This window comes from Mycolicibacterium komossense (assembly GCF_025822605.1).
Classification (GTDB): domain Bacteria; phylum Actinomycetota; class Actinomycetes; order Mycobacteriales; family Mycobacteriaceae; genus Mycobacterium; species Mycobacterium komossense.
On the sequence record NZ_JACKTY010000049.1, the window covers coordinates 250,445 to 269,408 of the forward strand.

The 18,964-nt window shown below is 62.5% G+C and carries 20 protein-coding genes; 12 read left to right on the forward strand and 8 right to left on the reverse strand.

All coding sequences use genetic code 11. The features are described from left to right. The first annotated feature begins 32 nt into the window (after nt 1–32). Complete coding sequence (locus H7J73_RS30225; protein WP_264071501.1) at nt 33–884, forward strand: hypothetical protein; 852 nt, start codon at nt 33–35, stop codon at nt 882–884. A gap of 104 nt (nt 885–988) precedes the next feature. Then, nucleotides 989–1,441 carry a hypothetical protein gene (locus H7J73_RS30230; protein ID WP_264071502.1) on the forward strand — a complete coding sequence of 151 codons (453 nt, stop codon included), beginning with the start codon at nt 989–991 and terminating at the stop codon, nt 1,439–1,441. A 337-nt stretch (nt 1,442–1,778) separates the two neighbouring features. On the opposite strand, the gene H7J73_RS30235 is transcribed toward H7J73_RS30230, so the two are convergent. Further along, nucleotides 1,779–2,078, reverse strand: coding sequence for a DUF2563 family protein (locus H7J73_RS30235; RefSeq protein WP_264071503.1), 300 nt, complete (start codon nt 2,076–2,078; stop codon nt 1,779–1,781). Between the two features lie 216 nt (nt 2,079–2,294). Here H7J73_RS30235 and H7J73_RS30240 point away from each other — a divergent pair, with 216 nt between their 5' ends. The 4 genes from H7J73_RS30240 to H7J73_RS30255 all read left to right on the forward strand — a co-directional run bounded on the left by H7J73_RS30240 (nt 2,295) and on the right by H7J73_RS30255 (nt 5,925). Further along, complete coding sequence (locus tag H7J73_RS30240) at nt 2,295–3,860, forward strand: putative alpha/beta hydrolase (RefSeq protein WP_264071504.1); 1,566 nt, start codon at nt 2,295–2,297, stop codon at nt 3,858–3,860. Next, nucleotides 3,860–4,621 (forward strand): hypothetical protein, encoded by a 762-nt coding sequence (locus H7J73_RS30245; RefSeq protein WP_264071505.1) that lies wholly within the window; start codon nt 3,860–3,862, stop codon nt 4,619–4,621. The genes H7J73_RS30240 and H7J73_RS30245 overlap by 1 nt, the downstream gene beginning before the upstream one ends. A 138-nt stretch (nt 4,622–4,759) precedes the next feature. Beyond that, nucleotides 4,760–5,509 carry a hypothetical protein gene (locus H7J73_RS30250; protein WP_264071506.1) on the forward strand — a complete coding sequence of 250 codons (750 nt, stop codon included), beginning with the start codon at nt 4,760–4,762 and terminating at the stop codon, nt 5,507–5,509. 29 nt (nt 5,510–5,538) lie between these two features. Beyond that, nucleotides 5,539–5,925, forward strand: a complete 387-nt coding sequence (locus tag H7J73_RS30255; RefSeq protein WP_264071507.1) for a hypothetical protein — start codon at nt 5,539–5,541, stop codon at nt 5,923–5,925. Nucleotides 5,926–6,923: 998 nt separating this feature from the next. Here the strand turns inward: H7J73_RS30255 and H7J73_RS30260 are convergent. Genes H7J73_RS30260 through H7J73_RS30280 form a run of 5 tightly spaced genes read right to left on the reverse strand, consistent with a single transcriptional unit; the run spans nt 6,924 to nt 11,840 of the window. Continuing rightward, nucleotides 6,924–7,214, reverse strand: a complete 291-nt coding sequence (locus tag H7J73_RS30260) for a hypothetical protein (RefSeq protein WP_264071508.1) — start codon at nt 7,212–7,214, stop codon at nt 6,924–6,926. A gap of 44 nt (nt 7,215–7,258) precedes the next feature. After that, nucleotides 7,259–7,939, reverse strand: coding sequence for a hypothetical protein (locus tag H7J73_RS30265; protein ID WP_264071509.1), 681 nt, complete (start codon nt 7,937–7,939; stop codon nt 7,259–7,261). Further along, nucleotides 7,932–9,443 carry a putative alpha/beta hydrolase gene (locus H7J73_RS30270; RefSeq protein WP_435405603.1) on the reverse strand — a complete coding sequence of 504 codons (1,512 nt, stop codon included), beginning with the start codon at nt 9,441–9,443 and terminating at the stop codon, nt 7,932–7,934. The genes H7J73_RS30265 and H7J73_RS30270 overlap by 8 nt, the downstream gene beginning before the upstream one ends. 9 nt (nt 9,444–9,452) lie before the next feature. Further along, entirely contained in the window at nt 9,453–9,761 is a 309-nt protein-coding gene (locus tag H7J73_RS30275; RefSeq protein WP_264071511.1) for a DUF2563 family protein, read from the reverse strand. 48 nt (nt 9,762–9,809) lie between these two features. Next, entirely contained in the window at nt 9,810–11,840 is a 2,031-nt protein-coding gene (locus tag H7J73_RS30280; RefSeq protein ID WP_264071512.1) for a prolyl oligopeptidase family serine peptidase, read from the reverse strand. Nucleotides 11,841–11,913: 73 nt separating this feature from the next. Between H7J73_RS30280 and H7J73_RS30285 the strand changes: the two genes are divergently transcribed. The 5 genes from H7J73_RS30285 (at nt 11,914) to H7J73_RS30305 (ending at nt 15,735) form a co-directional block, all read left to right on the forward strand. Then, entirely contained in the window at nt 11,914–12,408 is a 495-nt protein-coding gene (locus H7J73_RS30285; RefSeq protein ID WP_264071513.1) for a DUF779 domain-containing protein, read from the forward strand. A gap of 64 nt (nt 12,409–12,472) precedes the next feature. After that, the gene (locus H7J73_RS30290) at nt 12,473–12,751 is read left to right on the forward strand and encodes a putative holin (protein ID WP_264071514.1); all 279 of its coding nucleotides are present in this window, start codon (nt 12,473–12,475) and stop codon (nt 12,749–12,751) included. Then, nucleotides 12,744–13,304: a hypothetical protein gene (locus H7J73_RS30295; protein WP_264071515.1), complete on the forward strand. Its 561-nt coding sequence runs from the start codon at nt 12,744–12,746 to the stop codon at nt 13,302–13,304. The genes H7J73_RS30290 and H7J73_RS30295 overlap by 8 nt, the downstream gene beginning before the upstream one ends. Before the next feature lie 108 nt (nt 13,305–13,412). Next, on the forward strand, nt 13,413–14,807 hold the full coding sequence (gene lpdA / locus H7J73_RS30300) for a dihydrolipoyl dehydrogenase (protein WP_264071516.1): 1,395 nt from the start codon (nt 13,413–13,415) through the stop codon (nt 14,805–14,807). Nucleotide 14,808: 1 nt separating this feature from the next. Continuing rightward, complete coding sequence (locus tag H7J73_RS30305) at nt 14,809–15,735, forward strand: hypothetical protein (protein WP_264071517.1); 927 nt, start codon at nt 14,809–14,811, stop codon at nt 15,733–15,735. A 1-nt stretch (nt 15,736) separates the two neighbouring features. Here H7J73_RS30305 and H7J73_RS30310 read toward each other — a convergent pair whose 3' ends face one another. Together H7J73_RS30310 and ramB are read right to left on the reverse strand one after the other, a co-directional pair. Continuing rightward, entirely contained in the window at nt 15,737–16,285 is a 549-nt protein-coding gene (locus H7J73_RS30310; protein ID WP_264071518.1) for a carboxymuconolactone decarboxylase family protein, read from the reverse strand. A gap of 8 nt (nt 16,286–16,293) precedes the next feature. Beyond that, complete coding sequence (ramB, locus tag H7J73_RS30315) at nt 16,294–17,718, reverse strand: acetate metabolism transcriptional regulator RamB (protein WP_264071519.1); 1,425 nt, start codon at nt 17,716–17,718, stop codon at nt 16,294–16,296. Between the two features lie 162 nt (nt 17,719–17,880). Between ramB and H7J73_RS30320 the strand changes: the two genes are divergently transcribed. Further along, on the forward strand, nt 17,881–18,702 hold the full coding sequence (locus H7J73_RS30320) for an acyl-[acyl-carrier-protein] thioesterase (RefSeq protein WP_264071520.1): 822 nt from the start codon (nt 17,881–17,883) through the stop codon (nt 18,700–18,702). Nucleotides 18,703–18,964: the final 262 nt, after the last annotated feature.

An 18,964-nucleotide genomic window follows, 5' to 3' on the forward strand; every position in this document is an offset into this window, starting at 1 on the left:
CCGATGGATCAGATCCAGACGAGGAGCCAGGTGTGCGTTTCGTGCTGACTGCGCTGCTGTGGATCGTCACGACGGTCTTGTTGGCGGTCGCGGTTCCTGCGGCGTGGGCGCAGCAGAATGTCGTCGACGTCGACGGATACGCGCGGCTGGCGCAGAATGCCGCGGCGGATCCGGCGGTGCAGGATGCGATGGCCGCCGAACTGACCTCTCAGCTGGTCAACCTGGCCAGCAACAGCGGCTACGACACGCGCACCGAACTGCTCAGTGCGGCCGCCACCGGCTACACCCGAAGCGCCGCATTTCCGGGCCAGTTCGCGACGGTGAACCGGATCGCGCACCGGTGGATGTTCACCGACGTTGTTCAGCAGTCCGATTCCTCGGGGCGCTGGGTGGTCGACCTCTCGCCGATGTTGGCGGACAGTTCGTTCCAGCAGACTCTGCAGGACTACGGCATCACGGCGCCCTCGTCACTCGAAGTTCCGTTGACCGACCGCGCGTCGGAGTCGCTGCGGCCCGGACAGTTGCGGCAGGTCGGGCGCTGGGGTCCATGGGTCAGCGTTGCGGCGACCATCCTGACCGGGGTGTTCGCCCTGTTGACGCTGGCCGCCGCACGCAGCCGAGGCAAGGCCCTGGCGGCACTCGGGGTGTCGGCGTTGATGGTCGGTGCCGCGGGCTGGGCCGGGCTGGAGATCGGCCGGCGTTACGTCAGCAACGCGTTGAACAACACCAGCGGCGACGTCCGTCGGCTCGCCGATGCGCTGGTCGGTCATGCCATCGGCAGCCTGCACCAGTACCTGAACCTGACGCTGGCCGCGGGCGGTGGGCTGGTGGCGTTGGGCGTATTGGCGGCGGTGTTGGGTTCGCTGCGGAGGAAGTCGGTCTAGTCGGTTGCTCGGCCCGATCTTGGGCATCTCCAATGTGTTGGAGGAGTGCTCACCGAAGTCACTCGGCTCGTATCGAGTAGCTCAAGCATGACTGCGCCGCGCGGATGACGCGGCGCGCCTGGTGGATAACCGGTGCGACAGTTGTCGTTCTCGCGTGCGTGATCGTCGCGGTGGGAGTGATTTTGTGGCCCAAGCAATCTCGCACGGACTGTGACACTGTCAGGGAGCTTTTCGCGTATACGAAACAACACAACGAATTGCTCATAGCCAAGGCCAACGTCGACGAGGGCCAGCCGAGTATCTCTGACGATCAGGAATGGGCGACTCGGCTGCACGGCTTCGCCGACCAGATCCGCGACCAGAAACTTGCTGCGCAGACCAGTCATTTAGCCGACTTGGCCGACCAACAAATCGACGCGCTAAAGCGAGAGCAGGCCGGCGCCTCCGGTTCACCGGATCCGAATCGGCCGGCGGGGCAGTGGGACAGTGATTACTTTGAAGTAGGTCAACAGTTCGCCGCGCAGGCCAATGACCTACACGCGGCCTGCCCCGGGTAGCGACGTCGTCGCCACCCTGGACCGATTGACCCAAACTGGCGGTTGGAGTCGCCCAAGCAATCGGTCAGGCTCACATGTCGCGTCCCTCGGCGATGGGCTCGATGATGACGGCTCAACGTCCACTTACGACCCGCAAGTGGTAAGAACGCGCGCATCAACTGGACTCTGAATGTGGAGTTGAGTCGCGCCTGACGCGAGGAAACAGTTCTCAAGTTCGCGCTCGGTAGGCAGACGAACTGCAGCGCGAGCAGCTTTGAGGCTGAGAGTTGCTCCTGGAGCATCAACCATAATGACGGCTGAGAGACGATATGCAGCTCTTCTGACTGGGGCGGCCGTCTTAGTAGACGTCTTTCAGCTTCTCTGCGTTGTCTTGATCCATTTCCGCGAAAGCCGCGGCGGCTTTGTGGGCTTTGTCGCCGATGGTGCCCAGGTTCGCGGTGTGTTTTTTGATCAGCTCGACGTGGCGGGTGTGGGCGGCTTCCAGCGACTGATGAAACGAGTGGGCTGCAGCGAAGTCGCCGAACATCCCCGAATCGGGCGTTGTTCTGGAGAGGGTGGCCGCGGCTCCATCGGCGTGGTCGGCGGCGTCGTACGAAGTGTTCGCCCCGGAGTGTAGGCCTGCCACGTGGACCTCCATGACTCCTCCTATCTAGCTGGCTGTCAGGTCCATCCTCGTCGCGTGTCGACGCGTTGCCAAGTCACCGCGCAATCGTTCACAGTCAACTTACAGCAATTTTATAGATGGCATAAAAGTCGATGCCAGCGGTGACTTGCACCTAAATGAGCAAACAGTAAAGTACGGGCAGGGGAGTGCGCAGCGTCGTCGCGGCCGTACTGGAAGGGGAGGTGGAGATTGCTGACCTATCCGCAGTTCGAGCACTTCACGGCCCAAGAGCTGGCCGGTCAGGCCGGCGGCGATCCGTGGCAGATGAACGCTGAACTGCAGACCGGAGACCCCGCCTCGATAAACAGCCTGGCTGACGCCTTCCACCAAGCCGGTGCCCGGGTCAAGGATGCCGATGACCAGTTCACCGCGGCGAAGAAGCAATTCGAGGACTCCTACAGCCGCAACAACGGCACGCAGCACCCCATCAACGATGGGGCTGAAGTCCAGAAGGTCAGCGCAGCGCTCGCGAAGCATCCCGAAGAGCTCACCAAGATCGCCGTTGATCTGGAGCAGACTGCGGCCGCGCTGGCGATGGCCCAACGCGAGAGCGCCGAAATGATCGACGCACTCGATGAGCACCTGCACGCGGTCGACGAAGAGATATCGACCGAATGCTCGGACGCTCCCTGGTTGATGGTCGGATTCCACAACGAAGCCGTCGAAGTCACCAAGACTGCGCTGGACCATATCGAAAACATCCAGGGCGCCTATGCCGACCAGCTCCGAGGTGCCGAGACGGCCATGATCGCCTCGGGCTATGTGCCGGACGGATTGGACGCCGGCGACGGGATCCCTGGTGATTCTCCCCAGGATTCGGCGAGTAAGTACGACACCTCTGGTCAGCGCGCGAAAGATCAAGCGCTCGTTGACAAAGCTAAACGGGAGCATGCCAATGGGCTGGGTTGGGACCTCGACGAGACGGAGGCCCAACGTCGGTTAGCCGACTACGCGAGCGTCACCGACCCCTCGAACGGGGCGGCCAAATGGGGTGATGCCCACGCAAAGGACGAGGCGGCCCGCCTCGCCGGCGAGCGCCTCGCAGACTTCAACATGGCGAATTCTGTTGGCCCGGTGGGCAAGGACCCGGTGCTCGGCGGGGACATGCGTGATCGGGCGAATCGGCGGCTTCTGTTGCAGAGACAACTGGAGGATGCGCAGCTCGACTGGAGCCAGATACCGATGCATGCCGACGACGCCACCAGAAGGATGGACCAGCTGGAGGTGCAGGATCGAGCTGCTGCGCTCACGAGGCTGCAAGAACAGCTCCAGGCCAACGGCGTGAGCCCGGAAGGGGCGGCGAAGGTCGCGGACGGTATCGCGCATGGGGTGATTCCGCAGGAGTTTTTGGATGAGACAAAGCGCACCGGGAAAAATATGGAGGGGATGGGAGAGATCCTCAAACGTTTCAGTGAAGAGGCGCCTCCGGGTAATGCACTAGGAATTACGTTGTCCGATGGTGATATTGAGTCGCTGGGGAAGGTGGGCAAGACGTTGGGGCGTGCCAGCAGCGCACTCGAGATCGGCATGACGCTGTATGAGGTAGCTAATGGAGATAAGACGCTTGTGCAGGGGACAATGGATGTCGGGGCGAGTATGGGAGGCGCCTGGGCCTTGGGACAAGCAGGGGTATTCCTAGGGGCGCCGGCCGGACCCGTAGGGTCGTTTGTCCTGGGTTCGGTTGGGGCGATCGCAGGCGGTGTTGCCGGGGAGAAGGGCGCCGACGCGCTCTACAAATATTTGGCGGGTGAGTAATGGTGTTGCCATCTCAGGTTTTATCGGCCGGACTCATTACCGAACGGGTGCATCCGTCGGTGCAGATGAAGTTGTTCTTCGCTTTGGCGGGCGTCTGTCTCGTGATCGCCGTGCTGTCGCCGTTCATCACAAAGGGTCACGGTTGGGAGCGCCGCACCTTTTGGATCGGCACTTTCGGGGCGGCACTCTTCATTTTCCTCGGTGGCCTACCGGACTGGATTGGGGGTTTGGCGCTGGCTGGCGCCGGTGTCTTTGCCATGGCGCTCTCGGCGTATTTCACGAGCTCCTATATAAAGATTGCAGGCAAGATCTACGCATTCCACACCCGCGACGGCCAGCCTGATCGTTCGTCCGGTTCGCCACGTCAACCTATCGTTTACGACCCCGCGGAAGAGCATTACGGGACTGACGTCACCGCGAAAAAGGCCTGGTGGCTAATGATCCCGGCGATGGGTTTGTGTTCGGGCACCGTCGTGACCAATGTTGGTACCGGTGGCAGCCTGGGACTGTTGATTGCTATGGCAGGTTTTTTGGTCATTGGCGCCGTGGGATTGGGTTACGCCAGTGATGCCAGTTGGGGTTATCGAGTCGCTCGCGGCCAGTACGTGCAATTCGTTCTAGTCGGCATTGTCACCGCAGGTGTCTTCACAGTGCTCTATCTGCTCGCATACATCATCGGTAGGCGCTGGCCATATCGGTTCAAGAAATCGCTCGAGCGCCCCGCCCCGCCGCGCCCGACGCGCGATAAAAAGCCGCGTTAGAGGCGAGCATTTCTGTGCTAGGCCGTTCCCTCGTATCGCTTTACGGCGCTTCTCTTTGTCGCGTGCGAAGAGGCCGCCATAGGTCGAAGGGGTATCGGCGGAGTGAGCATATCCATTTGATAAATGGAGGTGAGCTTCGTGACTCTGATAGCTGCTGGGATCATTACTGAACGGGTGGTGCACGCATCTGTGCACATGAAGGTGTTTTTCGCCTTGGCAGGCGTGTGTCTGGCCGTCACTGTGCTGTCGTCGCTTGCCAAAAGTATTGAGGCTCAGCGGCGCATTTACTGGGGTGGCACCGCGGGAGCGGCCCTGTTCACCTTTATCGGATTGCTTCCTGACTGGACTGGAGGTTTGGGACTTGCGGCTGCTGGGGTCTTCGCTATGGCGCTCGCAGCATATTTCACGAGCTCCTATATCAAGATTGCCGGCAAGATCTACGCATTCCACACCCGCGACGGCCAGCCTGACCGTTCCCCCGGCTCTCCACCTCGGCCTGTTGTTTACGATCCGGCTGAACAGACGTACGGAGCGGATGTATCAGCGAAAAAATTGTGGTGGCTACTGGTCCCAGCTGTCGGACTGTGCTCTTTTTCGGTCGCGACCAACATGACCGGCGGCAGTAGTCGCGGCCTGTTGATCGGTGCGGCAGGTTTTTTGTTTCTTTTCCCAGTCGGATTCGGGTATGCCGCTGACGCCAGTTGGGGCTACCGGGTCGCTCGCGGCCAGTATGTGCAACTAGTCCTCCTCGGGATCATTACCGCGGGCCTCTTCACGCTGCTCTACTTGCTGGCATATGTCGCCGGTAAGCGCTGGCCGCATCGGTTCAAACGCTCACTCGAAAGGCCGGCCCCGCCGCGTCCGGTGCGGAATAAAAAGTCCCGCTAGCAACGCGCTGGACGTTGAAGGGGAACAGCGTGACATTGGTATCCGCTGGGATCATTACTGATCGGGTGGTGCACGCATCTGTGCACGTGAAGGTGTTTTTCGCCTTGGCAGGTGTGTGTCTGGCCGTCACTGTGCTGTCGTCGCTTGCCAAAAGTATTGAGGCTCAGCGGCGCATTTACTGGGGTGGCACCGCGGGAGCGGCCCTGTTCACCTTTATCGGATTGCTTCCTGACTGGACTGGAGGTTTGGGACTTGCGGCTGCTGGGCTGTTCGCTATGGCGCTCGCAGCATATTTCACGAGCTCCTATATCAAGATTGCCGGCAAGATCTACGCATTCCACACCCGCGACGGCCAGCCTGACCGTGCCGCGTCAGCCGGTCGTTTACGACCCAGCCGAAGATCATTGCGGGAGTGACGTCACGGCGAAGAAAGCGTGGTGGTTGTCGGTCCCCGCTATGGGCCTGTGCTCCGCCAGTGTCGTGAGCAACGTCGGTTCGGACAGGAACCTTAGTGTAATGCTCACTGCGGCGGGTTTCCTGATCCTGAGCGCTTTGGCGTTGGGTATGCCAGCGAGGCTAGTTGGGGTTACCGAGTGGCTCGCGGCCAGTACGTGCAGTTCGTGCTGATCGGGATCATTACCGGCGGTGCTTTCATAGTTCTCTATCTGCTGGCGTATCTCGCTGGCAGGCGCTGGCCGTATCGCTACAGTAAATCGCTCGAGCGCCCCGCGCCGCCCCGTCCGGTACGCGATAAGAAGATCCTCTAAGGCTTACTGCGTCTTGGAGTTTCGCCGTCGTCGTCCCAGTCGACCCACTCCGGCGGTTGGAGTCGCCCAAGCGATCGATCGGATATATATGGGTTCTTAAACTTGCGTGAACCTGCAGCCCGCGACTTGCGAAAAACCGCGGTGATGTAGAAAAGTGCACCGCCAACAACGAAGAGCAGCAGCGCACCCTTGGCGATATCCAGCCACATCTCTGCGACATTAGCTGCATTTCTACGCCGGTCGGAGCGCTACTCAAAACACGGCCGCCGCCACGGCGGCCGCCGCAGAAAGCCGGCCCGTATTCTCGCGCATCGCGAAATCCTGGCAAATCACGACTTTGACAGCTGAACGCATCGGATGGAGAGCTTTCTAGTCATCTGAGCGCAACGCTGTGGGCGATCAGGTGTCCGAAGGAAGGCGAGCGGCGTAGGTTTTACCGCCAGTTCTTATGTGGTTGGTTCGAAGGAAGGCGATCGACACCAACGCGATCGCGAAGGCGACGGATATAAAGATCGTCGACTTCCAACTGGACAGCTTGGGCTAGCGGGCGGTGTTGGGTTCGCTGCGGAGGAGGTCGGGGTAGTCGGTTGCGAGCCGTCATCAATTGATGACGGCTGCGGGACGAGACAGGCGATCCGGGCGGCGGATTAATCGTCAGATCGAAGCGCAGGTGGTCGTTCGGGTCCCCGGTTGTTGCTGAACACCGAGTAGATGCGGCCGCCGAGCTTTACATGGTTCGTCCACTTGAGGGCGACGACAACCAGGCTGACACCGATCGCGACAGCCAGGATTGTTGCTGATTCCCAGTCGGGCAGCTGAGACGCGAACAGCAGTGCAACGCCGATTGCGGAGCCGGTCCAATAGACCCGCCGCTCAATCGAATCGGGTGACAGCGTTGCCGATCGCCACAACGGGAACATGCTGCCAGCTGTAGCCAACTCGATGATGGAAATTCCACTACAGAAGGTAGGGATCGACACCGTCATCGACCATGCCGTGATCGGTTGTGCGGGTGGCGTTTTCCAAGCTCATACCCGAGGAAATATGCAGCTGGGGGTATCAAGAGCATGGGTATGGAAGCGACCACCACGATCAGGGCTTGAACGCGCTGGCCGCGGACAAGGGGAAGCTGACGGGAACTGTCGTCATGGCCGGTGGCCGCGCCGAGGAAAGAGAGGAAAACGACAGCGAAGATACCTCTCCACTCCCAGCCAAGGCTGTAGACGGCGCCGCCGAGAATGCACGCCAGCGCTGCAAACACCCACCACTGTTTCGATGCGGTGACAAGTCCGCCATAGCTGTCTGCAGGCGAGCCTTGGCGAGCGCCAGGCGATTGTTCCGACTCCTCGGCGAGGGTGTCAGTGATGCTGTGCGCGATGACGCGCCCACCGATCTTGATATAGGGCGTCGCGAAGTAAGCCCTCAGGGTCGCGGGCAAAGCAAACATCACGACAACAGCGATACTTGCCGACCAACCTCGGCTCGAGGCTGCTGTGGCGCCGAATGCCGCCGCCCCCAGCCAGCCAACCCAATAAATTCGGCGCGCACTCGGAATATCGAGTTTGACGAAAGCCGGTATACAGCCCACGATGACGCAGATGATTGCGGCTACAAAGGCCGCGGTCTGCCAGGGTTGCAGGGCGGTGTGTGTGGATTCAGCCATCAAGGTTACCGAACAGCTCTCCGACGTACTTGCTGCCATATGGCGAAAGCACCACCGCCCCAACGAGACCAGTTAACACCGCGCCCTCGGGTCCGATCCAAGTGCCGGCGAGTGCCCAGGCGCCGACACCGACCGCGTAGCTGGTAGCCGCGCCCCCAGCGACCTGGCCGGCAGTCTGCCAAGCGGGGGCATGATTGGCGACGATATCGTAGAGACCCAGCCCTGTATCTAACCCGAGACCGGCCAGGCCGAGCTTTCCCGAGATGCTCTTCAACTGGGTGAGATCCGCTTCTGAAAATCGTCCCAGCGCGTGCGCAGTCTCCGACTCCGACTTGATTACACGGGTGCCAGCGTCTGCACCCGCGCCAAGCCCCCCGAGCAACTGTGAATCTTGATTCAGCAAGTCTCGCCACGGCACTCCCTGACCAAGCGCCTCAACGGCGGTCTTAGCGCCATCCGCGGATAGTCCTTGCCGTTGAAACGCTTCGATCGCCTTCTGTGTCACCAGAACCCGTGCTCCGTGCTCGGCATCGTCGAGAGCCTGTGTTGCTTGATCGGCAGTCATGGGCGGCATTCCCAGCAGACCCTGCTCCATTTTCTTTTGCCAGTCGAGGCGCATTCGCGCACGGTCTGCGGCGGTACCACCCAGGAGCGGGTCAACAGAGAGAGGACCGGTGAACCGGGACTTATCGTAATCGTCGAGTCGTTCGCTGGCGAGGTGTCGTGAATCCGCTGTCGCGCCTGGATTCGTCGCGGTCGCGAAATCTTGAAGGCGCTTGGCAGCATCGGCCTTCTCCGGTGTCCACGGACCAGGACTGTCGACCATGGCTTGGTCTTTGACTCTCTGGCCGTCCCCATATTTGCCGACCGCGGCTTGGTCTTGCTGAGCATGTGTGCGGTTGCCATCGTCATCGAGGCCCTGAAGTGCACCTGGGTCGTATCCGTCCTCACGCAGTGTCGTCAACGCGCTGGTCAGTTTCGCGGAGTAGTCATCACGAATCGCACCAATCTGACCCAAGATTTGGGTGGTGACATTAATTGCATCGGATTCGAGTGCAGACGTGTCTTCATCATGCGCTAGCGCCTCGTCGATCAGCGCATCGAGATAGTGCAGTTGGCTGTCCAGGACGCTGATGTCATTACTTGCGAATCTTTCCGCCTCGGCGAGGGCTGCGGCGAGGCCCTCCAGATCGATCGCGATTCTCGGCAGTTGATCCTTCTGAAATGTCACGGATCGCTGGACTCGTTGTACCTCAGCTGAGTCGTTGATCGGGTGCCCACCGTCCTCGTGGTTCCACGAGGCGCGAAACCGTGCGAGGGCATCTAAATAGGCGTCATGGGCCGCGCTCGTGCAATCGCTCGCGGCCCGAAACGCGCCAGCAAGGCTAGAGATTGCTCCCGGGTCGCCTGATTGCAAAGTCTCATCCAGTTTCCACGGGTCTCCGCCGGCGGCGTTGATCAAGCTGCCGATATCGATGTGGGTTAGCGCTGGATACGGTGCCACGGCATTCGTCTATAGCTGTTTCGCGACATCGTGTAGTCGCTTGCCGTTATCGGCGTCCATCTCGGCGAATTCCGATGCCGCGTTATGCGCGTTGTTGCCCAACTGATCGAGGATTTCACTGTGCTTATTGAGCATCTCTGTATGGCGACTGTGAGCGTCGGTGACCGCATCGTGAAACTCTTGAGCGGCGTCGAAATCCCCGAAGATCCCTGAATTTACTGAGGCTCGGCGAAGGTATCCCGCTCCGTCGTTGGCGTGATCGGCGGCCTTGAAAGTCGTATTGGCGCCTGTGCGCATCTCTGCAGGATCAACGAACATGCTTCCCCTAATCTCTTCACGCAAGGTTACTCACAGGGCATCTCCCGCTCAATTCACCCCAATGCCCAGCACCCGGTGCAGGAACGAATAACTCAACGCCGTCTTGAACGCGGTCTGCGCATTGTCGGCGGCACCGGCGTGCCCGCCTTCGATGTTTTCGTAGTACCGGACCTGATGTCCGGCCGCCTCCAGAGCGGCGGTCATCTTGCGGGCATGGCCGGGATGCACCCGGTCGTCGCGGGTCGAGGTCGTCATCAGCAGAGCTGGGTACTCGGCATCGGCCGAAATATTCTGGTACGGCGAGAATTCGGCCATGAAGGCCCAGTCGTCCGGGTTGTCGGGGTCGCCGTACTCCGCCACCCAGGACGCCCCGGCCAGCAACAGGTGGAAACGCTTCATGTCGAGCAGCGGCACCTGGCAGACCAGCGCGCCGAAGAGCTCGGGATAGCGGGTCAGCATGACACCCATCAGCAGGCCGCCGTTGCTGCCGCCCTGCGCGGCGAGCTGTTCGACGGTGGTGATGCCGCGTCCCACCAGATCCTTTGCCACGGCCGCGAAATCCTCGTAGACGCGGTGTCGGTTCTCGCGCATCGCCTGGGTATGCCAGGCCGGCCCGTACTCGCCCCCACCACGGATGTTGGCCAGCACGTAGGTGCCGCCCCGGTTGAGCCACAACCGGCCAAGGACGCCGCCGTAGGCCGGCGTCGACGAGTTCTCGAAGCCACCATATCCGCCGAGCAACGTAGGCCCCGGTCCGGTCGAAGAGCGATGTCCCACAACGAAATAGGGAATCATCGTGCCGTCCAGCGATGCCACGAAATGCTGGGATACCTCGATATCGTCGGCGTCGAAGAAGGCGGGCGCCGATTTGATCTCGGTCAGCTCTTCGCCGGCGGCGCCCTGCAGCAGCCGGGACGGAGTGTCGAAACCGCTGTAGTCCAGGAAGATCTCGTCACCCATATCGTCGGCGGCGACGATCACGGTGTTGGTGTTCGGCGGTATCCCCGGCACCGGCTCGCGATTCCACGATCCGGGAGTGGCGATTTCGACACGACTGGCGACATCGTGCAGGGTCAGCAGTACCAGCCGATCGCGGGTCCAGGCGTAACTCTCCAGCGACGTGTGTTCATCCGGTGCAAACACCACGGTGAGTTTCGCAGTGCCGGAGAGGAATTCGTCGTAATTGGCGGCCAGCAGCGACCCCACGGGATAACTGGAGTTGCCGACGGACCATTCACTCTTTGGTTTGATCAGGATCCACTCGCGATGAATCGAGACCCCCGCGTCGGTGGGCGCGTCGATGCGGATCAGCTCGTCGCCGCGCAGCTCGTAGAGTTCGTGGTTGAAGAAGTCCGTCGCGCGCACCAGCGTGATGCGTTCGAAGCCGGGCGTCCGGTCCACGCCCGCGCCTACGCTCACATCCGCGGCAGTGCCCTCGAAAACCGTCTCCGCCTCGGCCAGGGGCTGGCCGCGTCGCCACCGCTTGACCACCCGCGGATATCCGGAGTCAGTCAGTGAGCCGGGACCGAAGTCGGTGCCGATTAGCACCGTGTGCTCGTTCTCCCAGGTGATGTCGGTCTTGGCTTCCGGGACCTCGAATCCGTCGGCGACGAACTCCTTTGTCCGCATGTCGAATTCGCGGACGATAGCGGCGTCGGAGCCACCCCGGGACAGACTGACCAGAGCCAGGGTGTGGTCGGGCTCGATGACATCGGCGCCCGCCCACACCCAGTTCACGTCATCGCCGGCCGCGAGGGCGTCCACGTCGATGACGACCTCCCAGTCCGGATCGTCGGTTCGGTAGGACTCCAGCGTCGTGCGACGCCACAGCCCGCGCGGGTTGGTGGCGTCGCGCCAGAAGTTGTAGAGGTACTCGCCGCGACGCCGCACGTACGGGATGCGGCTGTCGGTGTCGAGCACCTCGAGCGCTTGGCGGCGCATCTCGTCGAACCGGTCGTCACACAGCTCCGTCAATGTCGGGTCGTTGTGCGCGCGGACCCATCCCAACGCCGCATCGCCGGTAACGTCTTCAAGCCAGAGATACGGGTCTTCGTAAGCGGAGCTCTGTTGGTCGGGCATAACACCATTGTGTCCGCGCGCGTACTGTGAGCTGTGTTACACCGATACCGATGAGGCGCAGGGATATCTGACGATGAGTGATGCACCACCACGCGCCCTGATCACCCGGGCCGCGGCCGAGCTGTTGTCGACGCTGCAGCAGCGCCACGGGGCGTTGATGTTCCACCAGTCCGGTGGCTGCTGCGACGGGTCGTCGCCGATGTGTTACCCGGACGGAGACTTCGTCGTCGGGGATCGAGACATCCTCCTCGGCCTGCTGGACGTGACCGGGGACAAGCAGCCCGACGGCGTGCCCATCTGGATCTCGGGGCCACAGTTCGACGCGTGGAAACACACCCAACTGGTAATCGACCTGGTGCCAGGACGTGGTGGCGGTTTCAGCCTCGAAGCTCCCGAGGGGATGCGCTTCCTCTCCCGCGGCCGCGCCTTCACCGAACAGGAAAACCTGCAGCTCACAGCGCTGCCTCCGGTTACCGGCGCGCAGTACGCCAACGGCACCCGGCCGCCGGGTCCGCGCGGTGAGGTGGTGGCCGAGGCCGCCGATGTCTGCGCGATACCGATCAGATAACGACCCTGCGTCACCCCGCCTTCGGGTGGGGTGACGGACGCTATTCGCCCGTACCGTCGGTGACGTGATTCCCCTACCAAGGGCGTGGTTGCTGACCAGTTCGATGCTGGTCGGTGCCGCGGTCGGTGTCGTCGCGGCCGTGCTCAGCACGCTGCTCATCCAGGCGTCGATCCGCCCCGATATGGTCATCGCCCTCGTCCTGGGCGTGCCCAGCGTGCTCGGTCTGCTGATGGTCATGATCGCGGGCCAGCGCTGGGTGACGGCGCTGGGCGCGTTCCTCATCGCGTTCGCGCCCGGCTGGTTCGCCGTGCTCGTCCTGATCCAGGTGGTGCACGGTGCCTGAACGTCTCGACACGGAGTCGATGCCACTCACCGAACCGCACTGGCCGCCGATCTTCGACACCGGCCCGCACCCGGAGCCGTTGTCGGCCCCGCGACCCGAACCCGAACCGCTACCCGCGCCGGAGCTGCAGCGCGATCCCGACCACAACCCCTGGCGCATGCCGTCCTCGACGCCGGAGCCCGTCAGCTGGTCCGACGAACTGGCCCCGGAACCGCAGCTGATCCCGGCGCACCCGATCGTGGTGGCCGCCCAGTACCAGTACCTGCGGCGCTGGAAGTTCGCGCTGGCGCTGCTGGGGGTGTGGGTCGTCGCCGCGGCGGCCGGCGCCGGCCTCTACTACTGGTGGTTTCAGTCCCTCGACAAGACCTGGCCTGACACCGCCGTGCTGATGTATGTGCTGTTCTGCACGGTGGCCGCGCTGGTGATCTCGATGGTGCAGGACAGACCGATGGTCTCGGCCACGTCGATCGCGACGATGACGGCGCCGTTTGCGTCGGGGCTTGCGGCCGCGGCGCTGTACGGCATGTTTGCTTTTGGCTTGGTCGTGCCTTAGCGGAACCGTCGACCGTTGACAGAGTAGGAAGCCCTCCTGGGCGTTCCCAGGCGCGGGCTTGGTGGACAGCTCCGCGTCCGATTACTCGCACCGTTAGGGTATGTAGCCGTGACTCACTATGACGTCGTCGTTCTCGGAGCAGGCCCCGGTGGTTACGTCGCGGCCATTCGCGCTGCCCAACTCGGGCTGAACACCGCCATCATCGAACCGAAATATTGGGGCGGGGTCTGCCTCAACGTCGGCTGCATCCCGTCGAAGGCGCTGCTGCGCAACGCGGAACTCGCCCACATCTTCACCAAGGAAGCCAAGGTCTTCGGGATCAGCGGTGAGGCCACCTTCGACTACGGTGCGGCGTTCGATCGCAGCCGCAAGGTCGCCGACGGCCGCGTCGCCGGCGTGCACTTCCTGATGAAGAAGAACAAGATCACCGAGATCGCGGGCTACGGCACGTTCACCGATGCCAGCACCATCAACGTCAAGCTCAACGACGGCGGATCCGAGACGGTCACGTTCGACAACGCGATCATCGCCACCGGCAGCAGCACCCGGCTGGTACCGGGCACCTCACTGTCGGAGAACGTCGTCACCTACGAAGAGCTGATCATGACCCGCGAGCTGCCCGGCTCGCTCGTCATCGCCGGTGCAGGCGCGATCGGCATGGAATTCGCCTACGTGATGAAGAATTACGGCGTCGATGTCACCATCGTCGAGTTCCTGCCGCGGGCGCTGCCCAACGAGGACGTCGAGGTGTCCAAGGAGATCGAGAAGCAGTACAAGAAGCTCGGTGTGAAGATCCTCACCGGCACCAAGGTGGAGTCCATCGTGGATGATGGCTCGCAGGTCACTGTCACCGTGAGCAAGGACGGTAAGTCCGAGGAGCTCAAAGCGGACAAGGTGCTGCAGGCCATCGGCTTCGCACCCAATATCGACGGTTTCGGCCTGGACAGCACAGGCGTGCAGGTCACCGACCGCAAGGCCATCGGTATCGACGAGTACATGCGCACCAACGTGCCGCATATCTATGCGATCGGTGACGTGACCGCCAAGCTCCAGCTCGCGCACGTCGCCGAGGCTCAGGGTGTCGTCGCAGCCGAAACCATCGCCGGCGCAGAGACTTTGCCGCTCGGTGACTACCGGATGCTGCCGCGTGCGACCTTCTGTCAGCCGCAGGTGGCCAGCTTCGGGTTGACCGAACAGCAGGCGCGCGACGAGGGGTACGACGTCGTCGTCGCCAAGTTCCCGTTCACCGCGAACGGCAAAGCGCACGGTGTCGGTGACCCGAGTGGTTTCGTCAAGCTGATCGCAGACGCCAAATACGGCGAGTTGATCGGCGGCCACCTGATCGGCCACGACGTCTCCGAACTGCTGCCCGAATTGACCTTGGCGCAGAAGTGGGACCTGACTGCCACGGAACTCGCCCGCAATGTGCACACCCACCCGACCATGTCGGAAGCCCTGCAGGAATGCTTCCACGGTCTGACCGGCCACATGATCAATTTCTGACGTGCGCTGGCCAACCTGCATAGCGGCGGTGCTGCTCGGCCTTGGGGTCATCGCACCCGTCGGCCAGGCAGCGGCCGAACCAGTCGCAGCGCCGGATCTCAGCGGCTACCAGTCGATTCCCGTCGACCCGTATCTCGATGGCGCCGCTGGGGGAGGCGAAGCCTACTTCCAGACGCCCGACGGCTTGCTGTGCGCCATCCGGCCGGTGACGGGCGTGGCCGGGTGCGACGGGACGCTGCCCGCTACGCAGGCTGGTGTCAACGAGATCGTGCTGGCGGCTGACGTCGTCCAGCGTGGTCTGCGGGCCACTGCCAATTCACTGTTCGTGAAGCCGTCCGGAGCGGCGGCCCCGGTGCTTCCGGAGGGCAGTAAGATCTCTTTCGCCGACTTCGAGTGTGGTGTCGGAGCGGGCTCAATCACGGTGTGCACCAAGGGAGATCGTGCCCAGCAATGGATGGTTATCTCACCGGGGCACACCGGCATCGGGCCCGCGACCGAGGGCCTGCCGCCAGGTTTTCCTGACCCGAACGAATTCGTGACAGGTGACGACAGCTACCTCGTCGGAGTCGGGGCCAAGAACATCTTTCCGGTGTTCACTGTTGGCGACGGACTGACGTGCAGCATGGTTCTGTTCAGTGGCGGTGAGATGGGTTGCGACGGAAAGCTTCCCGGTGTGCGGGCCGGCGAGAACGAGGTCTACGCACAGCTGCCGGGACCGGTCGGCATGCGCCGCACCGATATCCCGAAGTACAGCACACCGGCCTATCCCGGGCATATCCGTCAGCTGCCTGTGGGATATCGCATCAACTCGAACGGCGGCACCTGCATGGCGACCGAGGGCGGGGTGGCCTGCTACGGCAGCCTCGCGGGTAAGGTGCAGGGCTTTCAGGTGACGCCGAAGGCCACCACGACGTTCGGCGGCAGCTGAGTTAGTCCGGGAAGTCCAGCGGCAGTTTGAGGGTGTTCATCGTCGCGGCCAGGGTGTCGTATTGCCCTGCCAGCAGACAGAATTCGATGAGTTGTTTGGTGTTGAGGTAACCCGACAGCGCGGTCCAGGTCTTCGCCGTGATGGCGCGGTCGAGGACGAATTCGTCGGTGGCGCTGAGTAATACCCGATCTCGCTCACTCAATCCCGCCGCGTCTGGCCCTTCGAAGATCTGCTGTTGTTGTGCAGCGTCGACGCCACGGCTGCGGGCCAGTCGCCGGTGCTGCTGAAGTTCGTATTCGCACTCGCGTAGATGCCCGACCCGCAGGATGACCAGTTCGGCATCCTTGCGGGACAGTCGGCCCCAGTACAGCAGCACCCCGGAGAACGGCAGCCACGTCCAGAACAGCGTCTTGTGTGTGGCGAGCGCGTTGAAGAGGTGGAACTCTGGGGCGCGGATCCCTCTGGCGCCGAGACGGCAGATCGCCCAGTTGATCAGTCCGATATCGCGGATGCTGCTGGACGCGGGGATGCGGGCGGGTTCGGCGGTCATCCAGGCACTCAATCCTTCACCAGGTAGGGCGATACGGTGCTGCGGTGCTCGTCGAGATCCAGCGCCCGGCCGAACGCGGGGAAGGCGCGCTGCGGGCAGTTGTCCCGTTCGCACACCCGGCAGCCCGCACCGATCGGTGTGGCGTTATCTCCAGAGAGGTCAAGGCCTTCCGAGTACACGAGCCGTCCCGCGTGCCGTAGCTCGCAGCCTAGCCCGATGGCGAACGTCTTGCCCGGCTGCCCATACCGCGATGCGCGGCGCTCGACGGTGCGGGCCACCCACATGTAGTGCCGCCCGTCGGGCATCTGGGCGATCTGCACCCCGATCTTGCCGGGGTTGGCGAATGTCTCGTAGACGTTCCACAGCGGGCAGGTGCCGCCTGCGGAGGAGAAGTGAAAACCGGTGGCGGACTGGCGTTTCGACATGTTGCCTGCCCGGTCGACCCGGACGAATGAGAACGGTACCCCGCGCATCGACGGACGCTGCAGCGTGGACAGTCGGTGCGCGACGGTCTCGTAGCTCACCGAGTAGAAGGCCGAGAGGCGTTCGACGTCGTAGTGGAATTTCTCGCTGACGTCGTGGAACTGGCGATACGGCAGGATCGCTGCCGCGGCGAAATAGTTGGCCAAGCCCAGGCGGGCCAGCGTGCGTGATTCGTCGCTGGTGAACTTGCCCTCGGTGACCAGCGAATCGATCAGATCGCCGAACTCCAGGTAGCCCAGCTCAGCGGCCAGCTTGAAGACCTGTTGCCCGCCGGAAAGATGGCTGCTCATCTCGAGTGTCTTGGTGACCGGGTCGTAGCGGTGCAGCACGTTGTGGCCGATGTCGATCCGGCGCACGATTCGCACGCCGTGCACCTGGGTCAGCCGTTGGGCCAGGTCGCCGGCCAACTCGCCGCGATGCATACGCATGCGCACCGTGAGGTCCTCGGCGGCGGTGTCGAGTTCGTGGAGATAGTTCTGGCGTTGGTAGAAGTAGTCGCGGACTTCCTCGTGCGGCATGGCGATCGAGCCCGATCCTGAGCTCATGCCGCCGCCGTCGTGGAAGCGGTCCTCGGTGGCGGCCGCCAACTGGGCCGACGTCAGCCGATAGCGCCGGTGCAGGTTCACCATGGCCTTGGCCACTGCGGGATGCGCGCTGACGACCTCGGCGATCTCGGACATGTCGACCTCGACATCGAGATCCCGGTCGAGGGTGACTTCGCGTAGTTCGGCGACCAGGCGGGTGTCGTCCTGCGAGGCGAAGAACGTGGCGTCCACGCCGAATACCTCGGTGATGCGCAACAGCACCGCCACGGTCAGCGGGCGGACGTCGTGCTCGATCTGGTTGAGATAACTAGGGGAGATCTCCAGCATCTGCGCCAGCGCAGCCTGGCTGAAACCACGTTCGCTACGCAGTTGTCGAACCCGCGAACCGACGTAGGTTTTGGACACGGCGACCAGGGTACTCGCGGTGTTAAGCATGGCTTCGCATTCTTGGCACTGGCATCGTGCTAGCCGTATGCCTGGTCGTTTGGCATGATCGCGCGGGGGCGCGGGTGTGCCTTTGAGCAGCAGAGAAGACCACCCCGTGGACATCCCGAAGAAGGGCGTTCGATGAGCAGCGACAAGCCAACCGCACCTGGTCTGGGCAAGGTGATGATGCCGGTTCCCGACCCGCATCCGGATGTCTTCGACCGGCAGTGGCCCCTGCGGGTGGGCGATATCGACCGGGTCGGGCGGCTGCGGTTCGATGCCGCCTGCCGGCACATCCAGGACGTCGGCTCCGACCAACTGCGCGAGCTGGGTTTCGAGGAGACCCACCCGCTGTGGATCGTGCGACGCACCATGGTGGATCTGATCCGGCCGATCGAGTTCCAGGACATCTTGCGGATGCGCCGCTGGTGCTCGGGCACCTCCAACCGCTGGTGCGAGATGCGGGTCCGCATCGACGGACGACGCGGAGGCGGACTGATGGAATCCGAGGCGTTCTGGATCAACATCAACCGGGAGACCCAGGGCCCGGCGCGGATTTCCGACGACTTCCTTACCGGACTCCAGCGCACCACCGAGGTGGACCGGCTGCGATGGAAGGCCTACCTGAAGGCCGGCAGCCGCGAGGACGCCCACGAGATTCGCGACTACCCGGTGCGGGTTACCGATATCGACCTGTTCGACCACATGAACAATTCGGTGTATTGGACCGTCATCGAGGACTACCTGTTCTCGTACCCCGAGCTGCTCAAAGCCCCGCTGCGCGTCACGATCGAGCATGATGCCCCGGTCGCGCTGGGGGACAAGCTGGAGATCCTTTCGCATGTGTACCCGGCCGGATCCACCGACAAGTTCGGGGCCGATCTCGTCGACCGCACTGTTACCACGCTCACATATGTCGTCGGCGACGAGACCAAAGCGATCGCGTCGATCTTCCCGCTCTAGCAGTACAACTGTCCCGTATTTCTGGGCACTGACCTGCGCCGATGATGTTACCAGCGGGTAGCTACTGAACCGGTCAAGCCCAAGCGATCCTTAACAAGATTTGCAAATTTCTGCCAAGTCGTTGCGAAAATTGGCAACTGAAACGGGTGGACCTGCGTGTATGCGTGATGGCACTGTGTAAATAGCACACCAGTGAAGTCGCAGCGACGTTAACAACCCGGCGATCCCGGCAGCGTCCAGCGACTTGCAAAGTACACAGCCA

Coding starts and splice junctions, on each gene's coding strand:
- H7J73_RS30230 (WP_264071502.1), top strand. CDS start 989: ATGACGCGGCGCGCCTGGTGGATAACCGGTGCGACAGTTGTCGTTCTC.
- H7J73_RS30320 (WP_264071520.1), top strand. CDS start 17,881: ATGAGCAGCGACAAGCCAACCGCACCTGGTCTGGGCAAGGTGATGATG.
- H7J73_RS30265 (WP_264071509.1), bottom strand. CDS start 7,939: ATGGCTGAATCCACACACACCGCCCTGCAACCCTGGCAGACCGCGGCC.
- H7J73_RS30235 (WP_264071503.1), bottom strand. CDS start 2,078: ATGGAGGTCCACGTGGCAGGCCTACACTCCGGGGCGAACACTTCGTAC.
- H7J73_RS30280 (WP_264071512.1), bottom strand. CDS start 11,840: ATGCCCGACCAACAGAGCTCCGCTTACGAAGACCCGTATCTCTGGCTT.
- H7J73_RS30285 (WP_264071513.1), top strand. CDS start 11,914: ATGAGTGATGCACCACCACGCGCCCTGATCACCCGGGCCGCGGCCGAG.
- H7J73_RS30245 (WP_264071505.1), top strand. CDS start 3,860: ATGGTGTTGCCATCTCAGGTTTTATCGGCCGGACTCATTACCGAACGG.
- H7J73_RS30275 (WP_264071511.1), bottom strand. CDS start 9,761: ATGTTCGTTGATCCTGCAGAGATGCGCACAGGCGCCAATACGACTTTC.
- H7J73_RS30310 (WP_264071518.1), bottom strand. CDS start 16,285: ATGACCGCCGAACCCGCCCGCATCCCCGCGTCCAGCAGCATCCGCGAT.